General features: G+C 65.5%; 16 protein-coding genes. 3 read left to right on the top strand and 13 right to left on the bottom strand.

Annotated features, from left to right (window positions below; translation table 11 throughout):
* Nucleotides 1-45 precede the first annotated feature (45 nt).
* A complete protein-coding gene (locus tag KDG50_08105) occupies nt 46-1,629 on the top strand; it encodes a hypothetical protein (protein ID MCB1865382.1) in 1,584 nt (527 codons plus the stop codon).
* Between the two features lie 193 nt (nt 1,630-1,822).
* Here the strand turns inward: KDG50_08105 and KDG50_08100 are convergent, their stop codons facing one another.
* The 6 genes from KDG50_08100 to ccoS form a co-directional block, all read right to left on the bottom strand.
* Nucleotides 1,823-2,539: a hypothetical protein gene (locus KDG50_08100; GenBank protein MCB1865381.1), complete on the bottom strand. Its 717-nt coding sequence runs from the start codon at nt 2,537-2,539 to the stop codon at nt 1,823-1,825.
* A gap of 51 nt (nt 2,540-2,590) precedes the next feature.
* Nucleotides 2,591-6,475, bottom strand: a complete 3,885-nt coding sequence (purL, locus tag KDG50_08095) for a phosphoribosylformylglycinamidine synthase (GenBank protein MCB1865380.1) — start codon at nt 6,473-6,475, stop codon at nt 2,591-2,593.
* A gap of 120 nt (nt 6,476-6,595) precedes the next feature.
* A complete protein-coding gene (bamC, locus tag KDG50_08090) occupies nt 6,596-7,771 on the bottom strand; it encodes an outer membrane protein assembly factor BamC (GenBank protein ID MCB1865379.1) in 1,176 nt (391 codons plus the stop codon).
* A complete protein-coding gene (locus tag KDG50_08085) occupies nt 7,761-8,636 on the bottom strand; it encodes a 4-hydroxy-tetrahydrodipicolinate synthase (protein ID MCB1865378.1) in 876 nt (291 codons plus the stop codon). The genes bamC and KDG50_08085 overlap by 11 nt, the downstream gene beginning before the upstream one ends.
* Nucleotides 8,637-8,729: 93 nt before the next feature.
* Nucleotides 8,730-9,437 (bottom strand): Crp/Fnr family transcriptional regulator, encoded by a 708-nt coding sequence (locus KDG50_08080; protein ID MCB1865377.1) that lies wholly within the window; start codon nt 9,435-9,437, stop codon nt 8,730-8,732.
* A gap of 311 nt (nt 9,438-9,748) precedes the next feature.
* A complete protein-coding gene (gene ccoS, locus KDG50_08075; protein MCB1865376.1) occupies nt 9,749-9,901 on the bottom strand; it encodes a cbb3-type cytochrome oxidase assembly protein CcoS in 153 nt (50 codons plus the stop codon).
* Nucleotides 9,902-9,960: 59 nt separating this feature from the next.
* On the opposite strand from ccoS, the gene purU reads away from it, so the two are divergent.
* Complete coding sequence (gene purU, locus KDG50_08070; protein MCB1865375.1) at nt 9,961-10,827, top strand: formyltetrahydrofolate deformylase; 867 nt, start codon at nt 9,961-9,963, stop codon at nt 10,825-10,827.
* Nucleotides 10,828-10,857: 30 nt separating this feature from the next.
* On the opposite strand, the gene KDG50_08065 is transcribed toward purU, so the two are convergent.
* From KDG50_08065 to KDG50_08040, 6 genes are all read right to left on the bottom strand, one after another.
* Nucleotides 10,858-13,011 carry a bifunctional (p)ppGpp synthetase/guanosine-3',5'-bis(diphosphate) 3'-pyrophosphohydrolase gene (locus tag KDG50_08065; protein ID MCB1865374.1) on the bottom strand — a complete coding sequence of 718 codons (2,154 nt, stop codon included), beginning with the start codon at nt 13,009-13,011 and terminating at the stop codon, nt 10,858-10,860.
* A gap of 11 nt (nt 13,012-13,022) precedes the next feature.
* On the bottom strand, nt 13,023-14,258 hold the full coding sequence (locus KDG50_08060) for a DUF1015 domain-containing protein (protein MCB1865373.1): 1,236 nt from the start codon (nt 14,256-14,258) through the stop codon (nt 13,023-13,025).
* 101 nt (nt 14,259-14,359) lie between these two features.
* Nucleotides 14,360-15,238: a protease HtpX gene (gene htpX, locus KDG50_08055; protein ID MCB1865372.1), complete on the bottom strand. Its 879-nt coding sequence runs from the start codon at nt 15,236-15,238 to the stop codon at nt 14,360-14,362.
* A 91-nt stretch (nt 15,239-15,329) separates the two neighbouring features.
* Entirely contained in the window at nt 15,330-15,653 is a 324-nt protein-coding gene (locus KDG50_08050; GenBank protein MCB1865371.1) for an iron-sulfur cluster assembly accessory protein, read from the bottom strand.
* Nucleotides 15,654-15,722: 69 nt separating this feature from the next.
* Complete coding sequence (cysE, locus tag KDG50_08045) at nt 15,723-16,568, bottom strand: serine O-acetyltransferase (GenBank protein MCB1865370.1); 846 nt, start codon at nt 16,566-16,568, stop codon at nt 15,723-15,725.
* A gap of 96 nt (nt 16,569-16,664) precedes the next feature.
* A complete protein-coding gene (locus tag KDG50_08040) occupies nt 16,665-17,408 on the bottom strand; it encodes an RNA methyltransferase (GenBank protein MCB1865369.1) in 744 nt (247 codons plus the stop codon).
* A 47-nt stretch (nt 17,409-17,455) separates the two neighbouring features.
* Between KDG50_08040 and KDG50_08035 the strand changes: the two genes are divergently transcribed.
* Nucleotides 17,456-18,316: an inositol monophosphatase gene (locus tag KDG50_08035; GenBank protein ID MCB1865368.1), complete on the top strand. Its 861-nt coding sequence runs from the start codon at nt 17,456-17,458 to the stop codon at nt 18,314-18,316.
* A gap of 23 nt (nt 18,317-18,339) precedes the next feature.
* Here the strand turns inward: KDG50_08035 and KDG50_08030 are convergent, their stop codons facing one another.
* Entirely contained in the window at nt 18,340-19,659 is a 1,320-nt protein-coding gene (locus tag KDG50_08030; GenBank protein MCB1865367.1) for a hypothetical protein, read from the bottom strand.
* Nucleotides 19,660-19,663 lie beyond the last annotated feature (4 nt).

The following is a 19,663-nucleotide window of genomic DNA, read 5'->3' as shown; positions in this document are numbered from 1 at the left end:
TGATGCCGGGAAAACATCAATCTGCTGGCAATGCAAGGTGAATGCATGAAAATTCATAGCGTATGTCGCTCCGCGATCGCGATGGCGATCGGCGTAGCCTCGACCGCGGTCAGTGCAGCCAATATCGGGCCAAGCACCGCTGCCGAACCGTACATGAAGGCAAACCCGCTGCTCGGCGACCGCGTGGCCGTGATCTCTGTGTTGACCGTCGGCGATACAATCGGCGGCTACACAATGGCTGGAATCCCCGATGGTCTGGGTGGCATCAACAACGGCGACGGCACGTTCGACCTTATCCTGAATCACGAGTTTGGGCCGGAGGCCGGCACCGTGCGTGCACATGGTTCAACCGGCTCGTTCCTGTCGCGCTGGAAGATCCGCAATACAAACCTCGAGGTGCTCAGTGGTCGCGATGCGGTCGCAAGCGGCACCGACGTCAATACCTGGGACACCGACAGCCAGTGGTTTGTCAGCGGAACCGACGCTTTCAACCGGTTCTGTTCGGCCACCCTCGCTTCACCACAGGCGTTCATTTTTGAAAACGGCGAAACCTACGGTACCGCAGATCGAATCTTTCTCACCGGAGAGGAAACCCGTCCGCCGTTCTCCGACGACCACGGCCGCGGGTTCGCATACGTTGCGACGGGCCCCGAAGCCGGCAAGCTCTATGAACTGCCGACGCTCGGGAAGATGGCTTTTGAAAACATCGCGCCGCACCCGCACTCGCGCATGCGCACACTTGTGATCGGACTCGACGACGCGGATCGTGTGACCGACCCTGCCAGCACCGACGCGCCGTCAGAGCTCTATGTTTACGCTGGCTGGAAGCAGACGACCGGCAACGTGGTCGCGCGCGCGGGACTCCTCAACGGCATACTGCGTGGCGTACGCGTGTATCAGGCTGGTGACGCAATTCCAGAGGAAAGCAACGAATTCGGTCTCGGCAATGCCGAGATGGGCTTTGTTCGGCGCGCGCAGTTCACCCTGGTTGATCATGGATGGGTCGCAAACAAGACTGGCGCCGAACTTCAGGCCGAATCGATTGCGGGCGACGTTACGCGTTTTCAGCGCATCGAGGACGGCGCATGGGATCCCCGTCCCGGCCACGAGAACGACTTCTATTTCGTGACGACCGGCAACTTCCGTGGCGCCGGGGACGCGAGCAACCTCGCCAGTCGCTTGTGGCAACTGCGCTTCCGTGATGTCGATGATCCGTTCCGTTACGGAGGCACGATTGAACTGCTGCTCGACGGTGACGAAGGTCACCAGATGCTCGACAACCTGACGGTCGACATCTACGGCCGAATCGTCATGCAGGAAGACGTCGGCGGCAATGCGCGTCTGGGCAAGATCTGGCTCTACGGCATCGAGACCCAGGAGCTGATCGAAGTCGCGGCGCACGACCCCCGCTACTTCTCCGAGGGCGCAGCCGAGTTCATCACGACCGACGAGGAATCCTCCGGCATCACCGACATGCACGATGTGCTCGGCGCCGGCTGGTATATGTTTGACGTACAGGCCCACGAGGATCATCCGGACGCGGCGCTGGTCGAGTACGGACAGCTTCTCGCGATCTATATCGACCCTCTGCTCGGTACGAACTTCGATTTCGACTGGTGGGATCTCTAAGGAAACTCTGATCAATTCAGAGTTTCCCGTGGCACAGGGACGTGCCACCACTTTCAATGTCCCTAAGCCACTGAAAATGTAAGAAAACGAAAAACCGCGCTTTTTCGTTTTCGTCCCGCACAAGGACTGTCTGGCCGGCTTTGTCCGCGCATGGCGCCGCAGGGACGCGGCGCATTTTTTTGCCCAGGCCCGCTCAGAAACGCTGCCACTCATCAGGGCCGGTTTGCACCGGCGCGTAGCCGAACACGGCATTCAGGTGATGCAGGAATGCATGGCCGCCCTCCCCGGCCCAGCGTTCGGTCACCGCTTCGCTGACCCTCAGGTACCGTTCATCCAGTGCTTCGAGATTCACATCCGCACTTGTGGCACGCGGGCCTGCGAAATCGGCGATCAGACGCAGCCAGGTCTCGCTCACACCCATGATGAACCACGGCCAGTGGCGCGCCATCGCGGGCGACCAGCTCGGGTCGCTCGTGGCCTCGATGGGTGAATCCTCGATCGCCCGCCCCCACTCCGACCACGCCCGCTCGACCACGCCCGCGGCGAGCAGTCGCTCAAGCAGTGGCGATTCCATCAATTCGCGCGCAATCCGCGGGCCGTCCGCGGCATTCGAGTAATACAAAAAGCTGAACGCATGACCGCCCGTTTCGCGGTGCGCGCGACGATGCATGCGCCACGCAACGATCGCATCGCGCTCGGTCTCGAGCACCGGCGCAACGATCTCATTGGCAATCAGGGTGTCGCGATATAGCAGCGGCCCGGAATCCTCTGGCCAGTGCATGAGATAGCGCACGCGCCACCAGCGCGGCGCATCGATTTCATGATCGGGGAGCGTGGTCTCACGAACGGCACAGCCGCTCACCATCGTCGCAAGCACGATGGTCAATGTCAGGATGGGAGTCAGTCGCATCGGCAAGCCCGTGGATTGACCCAGAGGCGAACTGACAAACGTCGTTTGCGGTCAGGCCAGCCAGGTCCGCGCATTGCGGAACATGCGCAGCCACGGCGAGGCCTCGCCCCAGTCCGGCGGACACCACGAAAACTGCACGCTGCGAAACACCCGCTCGGGGTGCGGCATCATGATGGTCACGCGTCCATCCGTGCTCGTGAGCCCGGTGATGCCATGCGGCGAGCCGTTCGGATTGGACGGATAGGTTTCCGCGGTTCGACCCCAGTGATCGACGTAACGCAGCGCGACATGCGGTTCGGCGGCCACGAGCTGCGCCGGGTCGCGGAACTCGGCGCGCCCCTCGCCATGCGCCACGACGATCGGCATGCGCGAACCGGCCATGTCCCGCAACAGCACCGAGGCGCTCTTCTGGACTTCGACCATCACCAGTCGCGCCTCGAACTGTTCACTGAAGTTGCGTACGAAGTGCGGCCAGTGCGCACTGCCCGGAATCAGTTCACGCAGGTTCGACAACATCTGACAGCCGTTGCAGACGCCCAGCGCAAAGCTGTCTGTGCGCGCGAAGAACTGCTCGAACCCGTCCCGCGCGCGGTCATTGAACAGGATCGTCTTCGCCCAGCCCTCGCCGGCGCCAAGCACGTCTCCGTAGGAAAAGCCGCCACAGGCGGCCAGGCCATGAAATCCGCCCAGATCCACGCGCCCGGCGATGATGTCGCTCATGTGCACATCGACGGCGGTGAAGCCCGCGCGGTCGAACGCGGCCGCCATCTCGATCTGGCCGTTCACCCCCTGCTCGCGCAGGACTGCGACTCGCGGCGCGGCACCGACACCGATGTACGGCGCGGTCGTGTCGAAGTCGGGATCGTAGGTCAGCTTGGCGTGCAGGCCCGGATCGTCCTCGACGACCCGCGCGAACGCCTGCGCCGCGCATTCGGTGTTGTCGCGCAGGCGTTGCATCAGACAACTGGTCTCCGACCACAGGCGCTGCCACTCGCAGCGTGCGCGGGCCAGCACCGCATTGTCGCCGCGAAGAAACCGGATCACATCGTCGTCATTGGTCGTGCCGAGCACGAAGCTGTGCCGTGCAAGCCCGGCATCGGCCAGACGGTCGAGCACCTCGTCGGTGTCGTGATGGCGCACCTGCAACAGCACGCCAAGCTCTTCGCAGAACAGCGCGGAAACATCGTCGTCGCCGAGATCGTCCAGATCGATATCGACACCGACGTGCGCGGCGAACGCCATTTCACCTACACAGGCAAACAGGCCACCGTCGGATCGGTCGTGACAGGCAAGCAGCAGATCGTCGGCATTCATTTCCTGAACGACGTCGAACAGCGCAGCGAGCGCGTGCGGATCGTCGAGGTCCGGCCCGTGATGGCCGAGCTGTCCGGTGACCTGCGCATAGGCGCTGGCCGCCATGCGCTGACGGCCCTTGCCCAGATCGACGAACACGAGATCGGTGTCACCACAATCCAGACGCAGCGCCGGCGTGAGTGCGCGGCGTGCGTCGGTGACGGGTGCCACGGCGGAAACGATCAGCGATACGGGCGCGGTCATTTCACGGCGCTCGCCGCCGTGCTCCCAGACCGTCTTCATGGACATGGAATCCTTGCCGACCGGGATTGCGATGCCGAGCGCCGGGCACAGTTCCAGCCCGACCGCACGCACGCTGTCGAACAGCGCCGCATCATCGCCGGGATGACCCGCCGCAGCCATCCAGTTCGCCGAAAGCCGCACATCGCCGAGCCTTTCGATCGGCGCGGACAAGAGGTTGGTGATTGCCTCGCCGACCGCCATGCGCGCGGCGGCCGGGGCATGCACAAGCGCAAGCGGTGTACGTTCGCCGAGCGCCATGGCCTCGCCCGCATGACCGTGGTAGTCGGCGAGCGTCACCGCGCAGTCCGCGACCGGCACCTGGAACGGCCCCGCCATCTGGTCACGCGCGACGAGCCCCGTCACGGATCGGTCGCCGATGGTGATCAGGAAGGTCTTGTCGGCCACCGCGGGCAGCCGCAGCACACGCTCGGCGGCCTTCTCAAGCGTGATTCGCCCGGTGTCGATCTCGGGCTTGGGAAAGCTGAAGTGGTGCACGTCGCGACGCATGCGCGGGGTGTCCGCGAACAGCAGCGACAGGGGAATGTCGATGGGACGATGGTCAAAGAACCGGTCATCGACGACGAGGTCCTGCTCCGCGCCCGCGTGCCCGATCACGGCGTATGGCGCTCGCTCGCGCGCACACAGCGCCTCGAACACCGCCAGCCGTTCGGCATCGATGCCCAGCACGTAACGTTCCTGCGCCTCGTTGCACCACAGTTCCAGCGGTGTCATGCCGGGTTCGTCGTTCGGCACCTCGCGCAGTTCGAAGCGCGCACCTCGACCGCTGTCGTTGACGAGCTCCGGCAGTGCATTTGAAAGCCCACCCGCGCCGACATCGTGAATCGATACGATCGGACTCTCGTCGCCGAGTTCGCAGCAGCGGTCGATGACCTCCTGACAGCGACGCTGCATCTCGGGGTTACCGCGCTGCACGGACGCGAAATCCAGGTCGGCGCTGCTCGCGCCGCTCAGCATGGACGACGCCGCGCCACCACCGAGCCCGATGAGCATGGCCGGTCCGCCCAGCACCACGACCGGCGCACCCGGTGCGAGACGGCCTTTCTCGACCAGCCCGTCGCGCACGCTGCCAACGCCGCCGGCGAGCATGATCGGCTTGTGGTACCCGCGCAGTTCCGGACCGTGCGGACCGGGCACTTCGGCCTCGTAGGTTCGAAACCAGCCAGCGAGATTCGGCCGGCCGAATTCGTTGTTGAATGCCGCGGCGCCGATCGGGCCTTCCAGCATGATGTCCAGCGCCGAGACGATACGCCCCGGTCGCCCGAAATCGGTTTCCCAAGGCTGCTCGAAGCCGGGCAGGCGCAGGTTCGAAACGGAAAATCCGCACCAGCCGGCCTTGGGTTTACCACCGCGGCCGGTCGCGCCTTCATCGCGGATCTCGCCACCCGAACCCGTTGCCGCACCTGGATGTGGCGCGATCGCCGTCGGATGATTGTGGGTCTCGGCCTTGAACAGGATGTGCAGTTCGTCCTCGCGCGCACGGTACTCGCCGGTCTGCGGATCGGGCCGGAAACGCAGCGCGCGGGGACCGGCGAACACCGCGGCATTGTCGCGATAGATCGACAGCAGCCCGTAGGGTGACAACTTCGAGGTGTTGCGAATCATGCCGAACAGCGACTCGCCCTGGTCGACGCCGTCGATGGCCCATTCGGCATTGAAGATCTTGTGCCGGCAGTGCTCGGAGTTCGCCTGCGCGAACATCATTAGCTCGACATCCGTCGGGTTGCGACCCAGCGCCGAAAAACGCCCGACCAGATAGTCGATCTCGTCCGCCGAAAGCGCGAACCCGTAGCGACGATCGGCGTCGATCAGCGCCGCACGTCCGCCGCCCAGCAGGTCCACTGTGGAAAACGGCTGCGGCTCGGTGTGATGAAACAGTCGGGCGGCGGCGTCGAGATCGTCGAACACGGTCTCGGTCATGCGGTCGTGCAGCAGCGCGTCGACCGTCACGGCATGCGCCTCGGTCACACCGGCCACGCGATAGACCGTTCCGCGCTCCATGCGGACCACCTGTGCGAGACCGGCGTTGTGGGCGATGTCCGTCGCCTTGCTGGACCACGGCGAGATCGTGCCGGGCCGCGGCACGACCAGACGCAGCGGCGCATCGACCTCGTCCTGGCGGTAGTCGGGACCGTAATCGAGCAAACGCTCGATGATCGCGGACTCGGCGGCATCCAGCGCGCGCGAGGACTCCACGAAATGCACGAAGCGCGCGGAGATGTCCGGTCGCTGGCCGGTCGCACGTTCGATACGGTCGGCCAGCCGCGCCAGACGGAACGGCGACAACGCGGCGCGACCGGTGAATTTCGTCAACGCGTTCATGCTCGCATCCTGGATCTCGACCCGCGATGGTCTCGCAACAGGTCAGTCAGTTTCGAAGAACGCGAAACAGCGGGATTTCTCGCCTTGTTCGCATTACCAATCCAAGGCGGATCGGCCTTGTCAGTTCAGGGCGCCATAGACGACCGTGAGCAGGGTCTTCGCGTCTGCCGCGGTGCTGGGCGCCTGCGCATTGCCGTCGAGCACCGATACCCGTGAACGCTCACGATCGCCACGCACATTGACGACATACAACGGGGCATCTTCGACCTTGGGCTTCTTGCTCGAACGCCAAAAAGCGAGCTTCGAGAGAAACCCCTCGTCTTCCTTGGCGTTGACCACGTCGGTCTCGATGAACCGCACGTAGTAGTTGCCGAGCGAACGGTCACGGTCCTCGATCACATAGCCGCTGCGATCGAGCGCCAGCCCGACCATGCGCCAGGCGCGATCGAAACCCGTGGCCACATGGATCAGGGGGCTTGCCGCATCGGCTTCGAACTTCGTCAGCGATTCGCTGGCCTGGGTGGCACCGGCTGCACGCCGGTCGGCGACCTCCTGCTGACCGAGATGCGCCTGCAGGCGCGCGATCATCTCGGCCTCCAGGACCGGATCGGTATCGCGCGGTTTCCAGATGGTGCCGTCGGCGTTGTTGCCGGCGTCGCGAGTCACGACTTCCTCGAGACCCCGATGCGTCAGATACACCTCGGCGATCGCATCGCTCGCGCCGCGCTCGATGCGCACGCGGTACTGGTCGCGGGTTGCGGCCGAGTAGGCGAAGTCCGCGACCTGCCGAATCGTGCGCGTGATGAAGTCATCAGCAATGTCGGCGCGATTCTCCTTGAAGCCCGTGACCATGACGCCCGCGGCGGGATCCGCCTCGATGAGCTTGAAGCCCTGTTCGGCCCAGAACTCGCGTGTGCGGTCCCAGACCCGTTCGATCGATCCGTCGACCTCGAGCCAGCGCAGCTGCCCGTCCTTGCGCAGACGCACCGCCTCGATGGCCGGCAACACGTTCGAGTAACGACCAGTCGCCAGCACCGGGCCACCACCGCTGGCGAATTCCGAGTAGCGCGCCGTACCGGTGCCATCTGCCGACGGCACGACGAGCTGCGGGTCGAACTGCGAGGACGACACCGTCGGCGGCAGTTCGAGCGGATTGCCCTCGACCCGGCCCTTCTTGTAATCGACGCGGCGGTCGGGCAGGTTCTCGGAAACGGCGCTACAACCGGCGAGCCATACGACCGATGCCGAAAGCACGAAGGCCACGACACGGTGCAATTGCGAAAACTTAGTCAACACCGCTGGCCTCCAGCGCCGCGCGCAGTTTGGGTTCGCAGGACTCGGTGAGCCAGGTCAGCGGCAGGCGTATGCCGCGACCCGCGAGTCCCATATGGTGCACGGCCCATTTCACCGGAATCGGATTGGACTCGCAGAACAGCGCCGCGTGCAGCGGTGCAAGGCGCGCGTCGATGACATCGGCAACGTTGCGCTGACCGGCAAGCGCCGCGGCACACATCTCGTGCATCGCACGCGGGGCCACGTTCGCGGTGACCGATATGACGCCCGTGGCACCCGCGTAGATCGCCTCGCGCGCCATGTCGTCATTACCAGACATCACCATGAAGCCAGGATCGACCCGCGCGACAACGGCCGGCACCCGGGCCGGATCGCTGGATGCCTCTTTCAGTCCGACGATGTTGTCGATCTGCGCGAGTCGGGCGACGGTCTCGGGCAGCATGTCGACCGCCGTGCGGCCCGGCACGTTGTAGAGAATCAGCGGGGCGTCCACGGCCCCGGCAATCGCGCGAAAGTGCCGATACAGGCCTTCCTGGGTGGGCTTGTTGTAGTAGGGCACAACCGAGAGCATCGCGTCGGCGCCCGCCTCGCGTGCGCACTCGGTCAGCTCGATCGCCTCGCTGGTCGAATTCGCGCCGGTCCCCGCGACCACCGGCACCCGGCCGGCGGCGACGCTGACCACCTCTCGAATGACCTGGCAGTGCTCGTCGAAATCCAGGGTGGCCGACTCGCCCGTGGTGCCCACGGCAACGATGCCGTCGCTGCCCTGCTCGACGTGAAATTCGACGAGTCGCGCCAGCGCGGAATAGTCAATCGAACCGTCGTCGTGCATCGGTGTGATGAGCGCGACGAAACTGCCGGAATACATCGGCTAAGTGCCTGGAAGTGGGGCGGGGAAAAGTCCGCGCAGTCTACCGCGCGCCCCCTGGAGCGACAAGCCGCGCCGTCGCCCGGCGCAGGTCTACTCGGCGGCCAGCAGGCGCTCGATCGCGGCGAGATCCGCGCGCGCGTGGTGGGCGTCGAGGACGGTCAGAACACCGTTGCGACGCAGCTCGGCGACGATGCGCGAGGCGGTCTCGGTCGTGATCGCGAGCATCGCACCGATGTCCTCGCGACTTGGCAGGTAGAAACGTTGCGCATCCGCGAGGCCGGCGAGGTGTCGCAGCAGGCGCAGCACGCGCATCCGCGCCGAGCCGGACATCAGATCGGTCAGCCAGGCATCGGCGTCGTGGACGGCCTCCTGCCAGCGCCGGGTAAGCTGCCGGTGCAGTCGCGGGGTTTCCTCGTTGAGCCGGTTCACGGTCGCCGACGGAATACGGCAGACGTCCACCGGTTCGAGCGCGACGGCGTCCTGCGCGTACGGCGAGTCGGTCAGCGCCTCCAGCCCCGCCACATCGCCCTGCCGAAGCAGGCGCACGATGCGCGAGGTACCGTCGCGCAGGATGAGTTCGAGCTTTACCAGGCCGCCACGGATGGTATAGACGTGCCGGGCGGAGTCCCCGGCGCGAAACAGCGAATCGCCGGCGTCGAAATGCAGATCGTCGATCGGCTCGTGAATCAGCCGGAAGTCGTTGTGCTGGAGGTCCGAAAAAAGCACGAGCTGGCGCACGCCGCAGGCCTCGCATTCCTGCGGTCTGGACCAGGCGGACTCGATTCGTGCGGTCTGCATAGCGGCTGGTTCTGACGGGGGTGGCCGGACCGCGGGCAGCGATCAGGCTAATGAATAAACATTTTACCGAATGCTTATATATGGTTCCATGACAACCGATGCAAGTGCCACGAAATCTGACAAAGGAGATGGAAAGGCCAAACCGCTCGGCGTTTCCCGCATAGAGAAACCAATCGCCAATTTTCGACGGATGCAAGCCATTGAAAAAAAAGACAAATCGGAAAGACCAGCCATGCGAACTCCGCGCCCCGGCCTTCCTTCGACGGATTGGTCAGCGCTTCCCCAGCGGAAATCGCCGCGCCGACGGCCGGCTATCGCGGGGAGGAATCGTCGTCGTCGAGGATACGGTGCGCCGGGCCTTCCAGGTCGTCGAACTGGCCTGAACGCACGGCCCAGAAAAACAGGCCGGCAACGAGCGCGACGAGCACGATCGCCAGCGGAATCATGAAATACAGCACTTCCATACAACGCGCCTCGGACCACTCGCTACAATCTTACGCTCGGTCACCACGAAAGCCCGTCCATGCCCATGCCCGCCACCACCGCCATCCTGCTCGTCCACTGTGCCGACCGCCCGGGCTTGGTCGCCGCGATCAGCCGCTTCCTGCATGAGCACGGCGGCAACATCGTCTATCTCGATCAGCATGTGGACACCGACCAGGGCTGGTTTTTCCTGCGCATCGAATGGGAACTCGACGGGTTCGCGATCGAGCGTGAGGCCATCGCCGCACGTTTCGGCCAGGAGGTCGCCGAACCGCTCAAGCTCAGCTGGCGCCTGCACTTCTCGGATGTGCGTCCGCGCATGGCGGTGTTCGTCTCAAAGCTGACGCACTGCCTGTACGACATTCTGGCGCGGGTTGCCTGCGGCGAGTGGGCAGTCGAAGTTCCGCTGATCGTAAGCAACCATGCCGATGCAAGTCCGATCGCATCCCAGTTCGGCATCGCCTATCACGAGTTCGCCATCGACCCGGCCAGCAAGGCCGATCAGGAGCAGCGCGAGATCGCAATGCTGCGCGAACACCAGATCGACTTCGTCGTGCTCGCACGCTACATGCAGGTGCTCTCGCCGGCTTTCGTCGCGGCGTTTCCAAACCGCGTGATCAACATCCATCACTCGTTTCTGCCGGCGTTCGCGGGCGCGCGCCCATATCACTCGGCGCATCGTCGCGGCGTCAAGCTCATCGGTGCGACCAGCCACTTCGTCACCGACGACCTCGACGAAGGTCCGATCATTGCGCAGGAGACCGTTGCAGTCAGTCACGTGGATTCGATCGACGACATGGTGCGCAAGGGTCGCGATCTGGAAAAGATCGTTCTTGCGCGGGCCATCTGGCACCACCTCCAGCACAAGATCCTGGTGTGCGGAAACCGCACCGTGGTGTTCAGCTGATCACATCGCGCGGGGTCCAGCACAAACGACTCAACGCCGGCGAGCCACCTCGACAACGTTCGGCACCCGGGCAATACGGTCGATGAGCCGGCTGAGCTGGGCGTTGTCGGAGATCTCCACCGTCAGCGTCATGGTCGCGGTCAGTTGCTTGCGGTCGCTGTGGGTGTGTGCGTCGGTCAGCTCAATGTTTTCGGCGGCAATCGCCGTCGTGACATCACCGAGCAACCCCTTGCGGTCGTAGGCGCGCACGAACAGATCGACCGGGTAGCGCTGCTCTGGACGGTCCGCCCACGAAACGTCGATCATGCGCGCGCGATCGACCTCGCGCAGATTGCGCAACGTCGGGCAGTCGCGACGGTGAATCGTCACGCCGCGTCCGCGCGTGATGTAGCCGACGATCGGGTCGTCCGGCACCGGCCGGCAGCAACGCGCGATGTTTGTAAGCACGTTGCCGACGCCACGAATCGACACGCCGTCCCGCGCGGGATTGGCCGCCGGCACCGCGCGCCGCTTGCGGGGCGAGCGGATCTCCAGCGGCGGCCGCACCACGGGTTCGTCCAGTGCGGCGGCAAGCTGTGCGGCCGAGACATCCCCGCGACCGAGCGCGGCGTAGACATCCTCTGCGCGCGCGAGACGAAACCGCTCGAGCAGCCGCGGCCAGACGGGATCGGCGACGCCGAGGCGCTTGAACTCACGCTCGGCGAGTTCACGCCCGTCGGCGACGTGCCGATCGTAGTCGAGCTGTCGAAACCACTGCCGAACGCGATTGCGTGCGCGCGGGGTCTTCAGATAGCCCAGATGCGGACTCAGCCAGTCGCGGCTGGGTTGCGGGTGCTTGTGCGTGAGAATCTCCACGCGCTGCCCGCTTTCCAGCACCTGGGTCAGCGGCACGATGCGCCCATCGACACGGGCGCCACGGCAACGGTGACCGATGTTGGTATGGATCGCATAGGCGAAATCCAGCACCGTCGAGCCGGCCGGCAGGTCAATGACATCGCCCTGTGGCGTCATGACATAGACGCGTTCGGTGCCGATCGCCTCGTCAAAACCTTCAACGAGTTCGGCCGGATGGTCACCGTCTCGCGGATCGAGCAGCTGGCGCATCCAGACCAGGCGTTGCTCGAAACCCGGATCGTGATGCGTGCCTTCCTTGTAGCGCCAGTGCGCGGCGATGCCGAGTTCGCTGTGACGATGCATCTCGTGGGTGCGAATCTGCACCTCGACGAGCTTCTCGCCCGGACCGATCACAGCGGTGTGCAGCGAGCGATACAGATTCGGCTTCGGTCGCGCGATGTAGTCGTCGAATTCACCGGGCAGGTAACGCCAATGACTGTGGACGATGCCGAGCACCGCGTAACACTGGGCAACGGTATCCACCAGCACGCGCACCGCGCGAATATCCGAAAGCTCGTCGAACGAAGCGTCCTTGCGGCGCATCTTCTTGTAGATGCTGTAGATGTGCTTGGCGCGACCGGCGACCTCGGCGTCGATACCGGCATCCGCAAGCAGCCCGCGCAGTGCATCCATGAAGCTCGCGACATAGTCTTCGCGGTCGCTGCGTCGTTCGTCGAGTTCGCGCGCGATGCGTCGGTAGGCCTCGGGCTCGCTGTGGCGCAGCGCGAGATCCTCGAGTTCCCACTTGAGGCTCCAGATGCCGAGCCGATTGGCGATCGGCGCATGCACCGTCTGGGTTTCCCGGGCCAGGCGCAGGCGTTCGGCCTCGGGCCGGCGCGGCGCGGTTCTGAGTGCGTGCAGACGGTGCGCGAGTGCGACCAGAATCGCGCGCACATCATCGACCAGCGCGAGCAGCATCTTGCGCAGGTTCTCGGCGTACTGGGCCGCGCGCTTCGGGTCCTGGCTGCCCCGCTCGGCAGCCGCGAAGTGATCCAGTCGCGCGGCGGCATCGACCAGGCGCACGGCCTCACGGTCGTCGCTGGCGATTTCGGAAACGCTGGCTCCGCAGCCCAGCACCGCGGCGTACAGATGCCCGGCGGATACGGTCACCGCGTCCGCGCGCAGGCCCATGAGAATGGACGCGACCGCGTCGAGGTCGGCTGGCGCCAGACGTTCGCCGCAGCGTTGCAGTGCGAGAGCGCGCGCAGCCGCGATACGCTCGCGTTCGGCAGGATCGAATCCGGAGCCGGAGACGATGCCCCGGGCAGCGGGGTCGGCGGTGCGCTGCACCACGACCGTCCTCAGTCCAGAACGTGCGAGACCAGCCCGTCGGCGAGCTTGGGTTCGAACCAGGTGGATTTCGGCGGCATGACCTGGCCGCTGTCGGCCACGTCCATGAGCGCTTCAAGCTGGGTGGGATACAGCGAAAACGCCGCGCGCATCTCGCCCGAATCGACGCGGCGCTCGAGTTCCCGGAGACCCCGGATGCCACCGACGAAATCGATGCGTTCGTCGCGGCGCGGGTCGTGGATGCCGAGCACCGGCGCGATGATCCGGTCGTGCAGCAGGCTGACGTCCAGGCGCCGGACGGGGTCGTCGTCGGCAAGCGCCGCGGCATCCATCGTCAGACGATACCAGCGCCCGGCCAGATACAGACCGAATTCACCGCTCGCGCGCGGGGCGACCGGGCCCGGCTCCTGCGCAACGCCCACGCGTTCGGTGAGCGCGGCCAGAAAGCCCGCGTCGTCCAGACCGTTCAGGTCGCGCACCACGCGGTTGTAGTCGAGGATGCGCAGCTGGTCGTGCGGAAAGACGACGGCCAGAAAATACTCGTGACTCGCATCGGGAGCGTCGTGACCAGACCGGCGCGCCTGGGCAACGCGGGTCGCCGCCGCCGAGCGATGATGGCCATCCGCCACATACAGGGCCGCCATACGTTCGAACGCATGCGTCAGACGGTCGATCACCGCCAGGTCGTGTATCACCCACAGGCTGTGACGCACGCCGTCGTCGGCGACAACATCCACATCCGGCGCCGTCTCCAGTACCACCGCGGTGACCGCATCCACATCGGCGTTGGTGCGATGGACCAGAAACACCGGCCCGGTCTGGGCATTCAGCGCCTCGATCTGCCGCACCCGGTCGTCTTCCTTCGCGGGTCGCGTGAACTCGTGCTTGCGAATGCGTTCGGCCTCATAGGCACGCACCGAGGCGCCCGCGACGATGCCGGTCTGGGCGCGACCATCCATGACCAGCCGGTACACGTAGTAGTACGGCGCGGGATCGCGCACCAGCACGCCGGCGTCGACCATTGCCGCGAGGTTCGCGGCGGCCTTTGCGTAAACGGCAGGATCATGGGCGTCCACGCTGTCCGGCAGATCGATCTCCGCCTTGGAGACATGCAGAAAGCTGTGCGGCCGGCCGCGCGCACGCTGCGTGGCCTCGGCACGATTGAGCACGTCATACGGCGGCGCCACGACGTCTTGCGCACGCCCGGGCGCGGGACGCAGACCGGCAATGGGACGGATCAGGGACATGGTCTCGCCTTCGACTCGGATCGGTTCAGAAAACGGGTTCGCGCACGACCCGTCCGCTGGGGCCGGATCGTCACGCGGCTACCGTATCACCGCCGCCCCGTTCAGCGCGCGGCGCGCAGGGCCGCGATGCGCTCGGGAATCGGTGGATGCGACAGGAACAGCCGCTTGATACCCGAAGCGAACCGCCCAGTGATGCCGAACGCCGCAAGCTGATCCGGCAGGTCGTCCGCGGCCGGGCCGCCCAGCCGCTGCAACGCGCGGATCATCTCCTCGCGCCCGGCCAGACGCGCGCCGCCGGCGTCGGCATGGAACTCACGATGACGCGAGAACCACATCACGATCATCGTCGCGAGAATGCCGAGCAGCACCTGCGCAACCAGCGACACCAGGAAGAACGCCGGACCGTGGCCACGCTCGACCTTGAACACCACACGATCAACCACCACGCCGATCACACGCGACAGGAACACCACAAAGGTGTTCACGACACCCTGCATGAGCGCCATGGTCACCATGTCGCCATTCGCCACGTGCGAGACCTCGTGGCCGAGCACGGCCTCGACCTCGTCGGCCTGCATCTGCTGAAGCAGGCCGGTGGATACCGCGACCAGCGCCGCATCGCGGCGCGCGCCGGTCGCAAAGGCGTTCGGCTGCGGCGAATCGAAAACCGCGACCTCGGGCATGCCGATACCCGCGGCTTCGGCCTGCCGGCGCACGGTTTCGACAAGCCAGGTCTCGGTACGGTTGGCCGGCTTTTCGATGACCTTGAGGCCCATCATGCGCTTCGCTGCGGCCTTGGACATCGCCAGCGAGATCAGCGATCCGGCAAAGCCGATGATGGCCGACATGATCAGCAATGCCGTCAGGTTGAGGCCGCCCTGTTCGTCGAAATAGCTCTCGAGACCGAGCAGCTTGAATACGACGCTGATCACCGCGAGCACGGCAACGTTGGTCAGGACAAACAGCAGGATTCGTTTCATGCACGCACTCCGAAACGCACACAGTGGAATACGGAATCAGCCGGTGTAAGCAGGTCCTCGACGGCACGGGACGATCCCGCACCCGCGAGTGTCAGACCGCGAAACTCTCGCCGCAGCCGCAGGTCGCCTTCACGTTCGGATTCTCGAAGCGGAAGACCTGGTTCAGGCCCTCGCTGACGAAATCGAGCCGCAGGCCATCGATCAGGGCCAGGCTGTCGCGATCGACGACGAGCTTCACGCCATGCTGCTCAAAGACCGCATCGGCCGGCTCGAGTTCATCGACGAAATCCAGCGCATACATGTAGCCGGAACAGCCGGACTTTTTCGCGCCGACGCGAAAGCCCATGCCATGTCCGCGCTCGGCCAGCGTATTGCGAATATGCTTCGCGGCGGCTTCGGTGATGGTTACGGACATGACTGTGGATCTCCTCCGGCGACGTTGCGCCCGGCAACTTTAAGACTATGGGTTCTCAGGGCGGCCGATTCAAGCCCGATCGCCCGCGTCGCCGGCATCCGGGTTTCCGTCAGGTGGCGCGGAATCCGCGGCGGCGGTACCGGCGTCGATCCGGCGCGGCTCGGTCGCGATCTCGCAGCCCTCGAGCGCCGGCAGGCCCAGTTCGCCGGGATCGAGCCCCATCTTCTTCAGCGCCTCGCAGAGCTGTTCCAGGCGGGTGTCCATCGCATGGATGTGATCGAGCATGCCGTTGATGGCGACGGCGACCGGATCGGGCATGTCGCGCGTCGTGCCGTAGGCATCGAAGCCCATCTTCGCGGCAATGGCCTGGCGGCCGGCGTGCGCGACCGGCTCGGTCGCCGGCTGGGCCGTCACGATACGCCCGGGCACACCGACGACCGTGGCACCCGCCGGCACCGGCTTGACGACCACGGCGTTCGAACCGATGCGCGCGCCTGCGCCAATCTCGATCGGCCCGAGCACCTTCGCCCCGGCACCGATGATCACGCCCGCGCACAGCGTCGGATGGCGTTTGCCCTTCTGCCAGCTCGTGCCGCCCAGGGTGACGCCGTGATACAGCGTGCAGTCATCGCCGATCTCGGCGGTCTCACCGATGACGACACCCATGCCGTGATCGATGAAAAACCGTCGGCCAATCTTCGCGCCCGGGTGAATTTCGATCCCGGTGAGCCAGCGCGAAAGGTGCGCGAGCCAGCGCGGCAGCCAGCGCAGACCAATTCGGTACAGCGCGTGATTCAGCCGATGAAAAAGAAGCGCGTGGACACCCGGATAGGTCGTGAGAATCTCAAACGCATTGCGCGCGGCCGGGTCGCGCTCACGCGCGGCACGTACGGCGTCTCGGATTCCGTTGAACATCAGGCAGCCACGGGACACTGAATCGATTCGATCAGTGTATCAGGGCGACCTTGAGCGCCCGGATCCGGAACCGTGGGCAAGCCGACGGGTTCGCTGCTACTCCCCGCCCCGCCGGGCCGACTTGCGCCCCTGACAGGCGCTGAACAGCCCGCGCAGGATGTCGACCTCCTGGTCGGTCGGGGTCGCGCGAAAGAACATCCGGCGGAGCTTGCGCACCAGGGAGTCGGCGCGCTGGCCCGGCGCAAAGCCGGTGTCCTCGGCGACCTGGCGCAGATGGGTGAACAGGCCTTCGAGCTTCTCGGCCGGCGCCGCATCGCGCGCGGGGGGAATTGCCTCGGCGACGCCAGAATGGCGGAACAGCTCGTAGGCGACGATCTGCACCGCCGAGGCCAGATTCAGCGATTTGAAATCGGCCGCCACCGGCACGTGCAGGATGGCATGACAGCGGTCCATTTCCTCGTTCGACAGGCCGCTGCTCTCGCGCCCGAAGACCACGGCCACCGGCCCTTTGGCGGCCCCCGCCAGCAGTTCGGGCGCCGCAGTGGCCGGGTCGAGCACCCGCCAGGCGGCCTGCCCGCGCAGGCGGGCCGAGGTGCCGACGGCCAGCACGCAGCCGGCCAGCGCCTCGTCCAGGGTCGAGATCACGCGCGCGGATTCCAGCACGTCCAGCGCACCCACGGCGCGGGCACTGGCGTCCGGGTCCGGGAAGCGCTTCGGGTCGACGAGCACCAGCTCGCGCAGGCCCATCGCGCGCATCGCACGGGCCGCCCCGCCGATATTGCCGGGATGGGTCGTGCCGACCAGCACGATGCGTACGCCCGCCAGCCGATCGGTGCTCACCGGGAAATCTGCGCCGACCGGCGCGTTTGCGGTATTGTGCGCGCCCCATGCAAGCCGCCAGCCTCAATATCGCGATCCGCGCCGCCCGTCAGGCCGGGCGTGTCCTGTTGCGCAACTTCGACCGGGTCGAGGACCTCGCCGTCAGTGTCAAGGGACACAACGACTTCGTCTCGCGCGTCGACCACGAGGCCGAGGCCGCCATCATCCACGAGATCCACAAGGCCTATCCCGAGCACGCGATCTTCGCCGAGGAGTCGGGCCAGCAGGCCGGTAACGAATACGAATGGATCATCGACCCGCTCGACGGCACGACCAACTACCTGCACGGCGTGCCGCAGTTCGGCGTGTCGATCGCGCTGCGCGTGCGCGGCCGGCTTGATCAGGCGGTCGTCTACGATCCGCTGCGCGAAGAGATGTTCACCGCTTCGCGTGGCGGTGGCGCGTACCTGAACGATCGACGCATCCGCGTAACCAAGCGCATCACTCTGGACGGCGCATTGATCGGCACCGGCTTCCCATACCGTGCCGGCGATGCCGACAACGTCGACCGCTATCTGCAAATCTTCCGCGCACTGCTGATTCGCACCGCCGGACTGCGTCGTCCGGGCTCGGCTTCGCTGGATCTCGCCTGGGTCGCCAGCGGCCGCTACGACGCATTCTGGGAATTCGGGCTCGCCCCCTGGGATTTCGCGGCCGGCACGCTGCTGGTGCGCGAGGCCGGTGGCATCGTCACGGATGTCGACGGTGGCGAGGGGTTCTTCGAAACCGGCAACATCGTCGCCGGCAACCTGAAGGTGCACCGGGAACTCCTGCGTACCATGGCCGGCTATCTCGGCGGCATGCGCGCAACGACCAGCCACCCGCCCGCAGATACGGAACCCGCGCAGACCACCGACCCCGACGACTGAGACCGGCCGCGCCCGCCGCCGCCTCAACGCCCGGCCCGCTCCGGCGCGGGTGGACGGTAGTTCAGAAATTTCAGCACGGGAAAGCGCCGCACCAGCGGCGCCAGCCAGCTGCGCTCGTTCATCGCCAGCGCGTACTCCACATACACCGGATCGCCGGACAGGTGCCGCTCCTCGGTGTAGGCGCGCAGCCAGTAGATGCCGTTCAGCATCAACAGCATCAGACAGTGCCGAACCGCGTCCGCGGCGCTGCCGAGCGTGATGAACGGAACGCTGATCAACCACCAGCTGAGGTTCTTCGACCAGTACGCCGGATGCTTCGAGTAACGATACGGACCGCCGGTGATGATGCCGCGATGCGTAAGGTTTGAAAACCGCAGGCCGAATGCGACCGTGGCCAGTCCGTAGATCGCCAGCAGCAGCAGGATCGCGCCGCCCCAGAACAGGTACGGCGCGGTCGCGCCCCAGACGAAGGGCTCGCCGTTCGCAAGCCACGGACCCCACATGCGCGCGCCGTCTTCATACGGTAGATACGTGCGATAGACGAACGACCACAGCGGCTGATAGCAGATCAGCGCCGCCAGCCAGCCGACCAGGGTCGACTGCGTCGAGCGGATGTGCGCGTCGAACAGCCGCAGTGTGGTGACGTATCCAAAGGTTGCGAACAGCAGGTCCATGCTGAACAGCAATCGGTAGCTGAGATCGTAGAACAGCCGGAATTCGTCCCAGATGTGGGTGAAGTCGAAGCCGCGATAGAAATGGATATCCGTGGTGAAGAACACCAGCATCAGCGGCAGGAAGAACGCCTTCACCCCCCAGCCGAGCGCGTGCTGTTTGAGCACCTGGCGGTTCAGCCCTTTCCAGCGCCCCGCGAACAAAAGGCCCGCATGATAGTAGCCGTCATGCGGCGCGCTCTGTCGCCGGTCGGTCCAGAAGAAATACGGCACCGCCAGCACGATGAGCGCCGGCAGCGCGAGGCGCAGCATGCGCCAGAACGGCGCGTAGAACGAGCCGTGGTACTCGTGCAGCAGCCAGTACACGAAACCGATGCACACGAAGGTGCCATACAGCCCCAGAAGTTTGAGACCGACGCGGTTGAGGTCAAACTCGTTGGGCGGATCCGCGGCCAGACCGGCGTTGCGCAGCATGCGCCCGCGCAGACGCAACACCTCGCCAGTGGCAATGAAACCGGCGGCCGCCGCCATGACGATCATCGCGGCGACGGCGACGTCGAGCTCCGGCATGCGCACGACGAACACCATCGCAGCCATGCCACAGGCCAAGCCGCCGAGGTTCAGCCAGAGATTGGTGCAGGAAGCCGGCAGCGGTGGGCGGGCGCCCGACACGAGG

It is taken from the genome of Chromatiales bacterium (assembly GCA_020445605.1).
Taxonomy (GTDB): domain Bacteria; phylum Pseudomonadota; class Gammaproteobacteria; order JAGRGH01; family JAGRGH01; genus JAGRGH01.
The sequence above is the reverse complement of the archived record's forward strand: the minus strand, read 5'-3'. Positions and strand labels throughout refer to the sequence as shown.

Coding starts and splice junctions, on each gene's coding strand:
- KDG50_08105 (MCB1865382.1), top strand. CDS start 46: ATGAAAATTCATAGCGTATGTCGCTCCGCGATCGCGATGGCGATCGGC.
- KDG50_08100 (MCB1865381.1), bottom strand. CDS start 2,539: ATGCGACTGACTCCCATCCTGACATTGACCATCGTGCTTGCGACGATG.
- purL (MCB1865380.1), bottom strand. CDS start 6,475: ATGAACGCGTTGACGAAATTCACCGGTCGCGCCGCGTTGTCGCCGTTC.
- KDG50_08085 (MCB1865378.1), bottom strand. CDS start 8,636: ATGTATTCCGGCAGTTTCGTCGCGCTCATCACACCGATGCACGACGAC.
- KDG50_08080 (MCB1865377.1), bottom strand. CDS start 9,437: ATGCAGACCGCACGAATCGAGTCCGCCTGGTCCAGACCGCAGGAATGC.
- ccoS (MCB1865376.1), bottom strand. CDS start 9,901: ATGGAAGTGCTGTATTTCATGATTCCGCTGGCGATCGTGCTCGTCGCG.
- purU (MCB1865375.1), top strand. CDS start 9,961: ATGCCCATGCCCGCCACCACCGCCATCCTGCTCGTCCACTGTGCCGAC.
- KDG50_08060 (MCB1865373.1), bottom strand. CDS start 14,258: ATGTCCCTGATCCGTCCCATTGCCGGTCTGCGTCCCGCGCCCGGGCGT.
- htpX (MCB1865372.1), bottom strand. CDS start 15,238: ATGAAACGAATCCTGCTGTTTGTCCTGACCAACGTTGCCGTGCTCGCG.
- KDG50_08050 (MCB1865371.1), bottom strand. CDS start 15,653: ATGTCCGTAACCATCACCGAAGCCGCCGCGAAGCATATTCGCAATACG.
- cysE (MCB1865370.1), bottom strand. CDS start 16,568: ATGTTCAACGGAATCCGAGACGCCGTACGTGCCGCGCGTGAGCGCGAC.
- KDG50_08035 (MCB1865368.1), top strand. CDS start 17,456: ATGCAAGCCGCCAGCCTCAATATCGCGATCCGCGCCGCCCGTCAGGCC.